Here is a 1,916-nt window from a genome sequence, read left to right as displayed (position 1 = left end):
CGAAAAGGCGGCGCAGCCATTCAAGGGCATGGAGGTCAACGTGGTCTCCGAAACCATCACCACCCATGAATATGAATCCGCGACGCTGGCGAAGGCGTTCACGGAGATCACCGGCATCAAGGTCAAGCACGACATCATCCAGGAAGGCGACGTCGTGGAAAAGCTGCAGACCCAGATGCAGTCGGGCAAGAACGTCTATGACGGCTGGATCAACGATAGCGACCTGATCGGCACGCATTTCCGCTATGGCCAGACCGTGATCCTGTCCGACTACATGGCCGGCGAAGGCAAGGACGTCACCGACCCGATGCTCGACGTCAACGATTTTATCGGCAAGTCGTTCACGACAGGCCCGGACGGAAAACTGTATCAACTGCCGGACCAGCAATTCGCCAACCTGTACTGGTTCCGTTACGACTGGTTCTCCAATCCGGACTACAAGGCGAAGTTCAAGGCCAAATACGGCTACGAGCTCGGCGTGCCGGTGAACTGGTCGGCCTATGAGGATATCGCCGAGTTCTTCACCAACGACATCAAGGAGATCAACGGCGTCAAGGTCTATGGTCACATGGACTATGGCAAGAAGGATCCCTCGCTCGGCTGGCGCTTCACCGACGCGTGGCTGTCCATGGCCGGCAACGGCGACAAGGGCATCCCGAACGGCAAGCCGGTCGATGAATGGGGCATCCGCATGGAAGGCTGCCGGCCGGTCGGCTCCTCCGTCGAGCGCGGCGGCGACACCAACGGCCCGGCAGCGGTCTATTCGATCGTCAAATATCTCGACTGGCTGAAGAAATATGCCCCGCCGCAGGCGCAAGGCATGACCTTCTCCGAATCGGGACCGGTGCCGGCGCAGGGCGCGATCGCCCAGCAGATCTTCTGGTACACGGCGTTTACCGCCGACATGGTGAAGCCCGGCATCGCCGTGATGAATGCCGACGGCACGCCGAAATGGCGAATGGCGCCGTCGCCGCACGGGTCGTACTGGAAAGAGGGCATGAAGCTCGGCTATCAGGACGCCGGCTCCGTGACGCTCTTGAAGTCGACGCCGCCGGACCGCCGCAAGGCTGCCTGGCTCTATCTGCAGTTCATCAACTCCAAAACGGTGTCGTTGAAGAAGAGCCATGTCGGACTGACGTTTACGCGTGAATCCGACATCTGGGACAAGTCCTTCACCGAGCGCGCGCCAAAGCTCGGCGGGCTGATCGAGTTCTACCGCTCGCCGGCGCGCGTGCAGTGGACGCCGACCGGCAACAACGTTCCGGATTATCCGAAGCTCGCGCAACTGTGGTGGCAGAACATCGGCGATGCGTCGTCCGGTGCGAAGACGCCGCAAGCGGCGATGGACGCGCTCGCCGCCGCGCAGGATTCGGTGATGGAGCGGCTGGAGAAGTCCGGCGTGCAGGGCGCCTGCGGGCCGAAGCTGAACAAGAAGGAGAAGCCGGAATACTGGTTCGCCAAGGCCGAGAAGGACGGCACCGTCGCGCCGCAACGCAAGCTCGCCAACGAAAAGCCGAAGGGCGAGACCATCGACTACGACGCCCTGATCAAGTCGTGGCCTGCCACCCCGCCGAAGCGCGCCTCGAACTAGGGCCGTGCCCCCGGACGCAGCGCAGCGCGTAGCTCTTCGCGAAGCGGTGCGCTGCAGAGCCGGGGCCGTAACGAACACAATTCTATCGTCATGCGCGGGCTTGACCCGCGCATCCATCACTTCTCAAAACATTCTTTCGAAGGAGATGGATGGCCGGGTCAAGCCCGGCCATGACGGGTCGGAGTTTGGTACGATCCCGGCTCTGCGAAGCAGCGCAAGAGCGCTGCATCGCGTCCGGGAAACGCGCTACTGCGCCGCCTCGACCGTCTCGCTCAATACCGGATAATCCGTATATCCCCTGGCGCTGCCGCCGTAGAACGTCGCC

At 62.1% G+C, this 1,916-nt stretch carries 1 protein-coding gene; it reads left to right on the top strand.

Annotated features, from left to right (window positions below):
• On the top strand, positions 1–1,591 hold a 1,591-nt coding region (locus VGP39_RS20820), incomplete at its 5' end, for an ABC transporter substrate-binding protein (protein ID WP_327569985.1).
• Positions 1,592–1,916: the final 325 nt, after the last annotated feature.

The organism is Bradyrhizobium sp. (genome assembly GCF_036009065.1).
In the GTDB taxonomy this organism is placed as follows: domain Bacteria; phylum Pseudomonadota; class Alphaproteobacteria; order Rhizobiales; family Xanthobacteraceae; genus Bradyrhizobium.
This window is presented reverse-complemented; position numbering and strand designations above follow the sequence as displayed.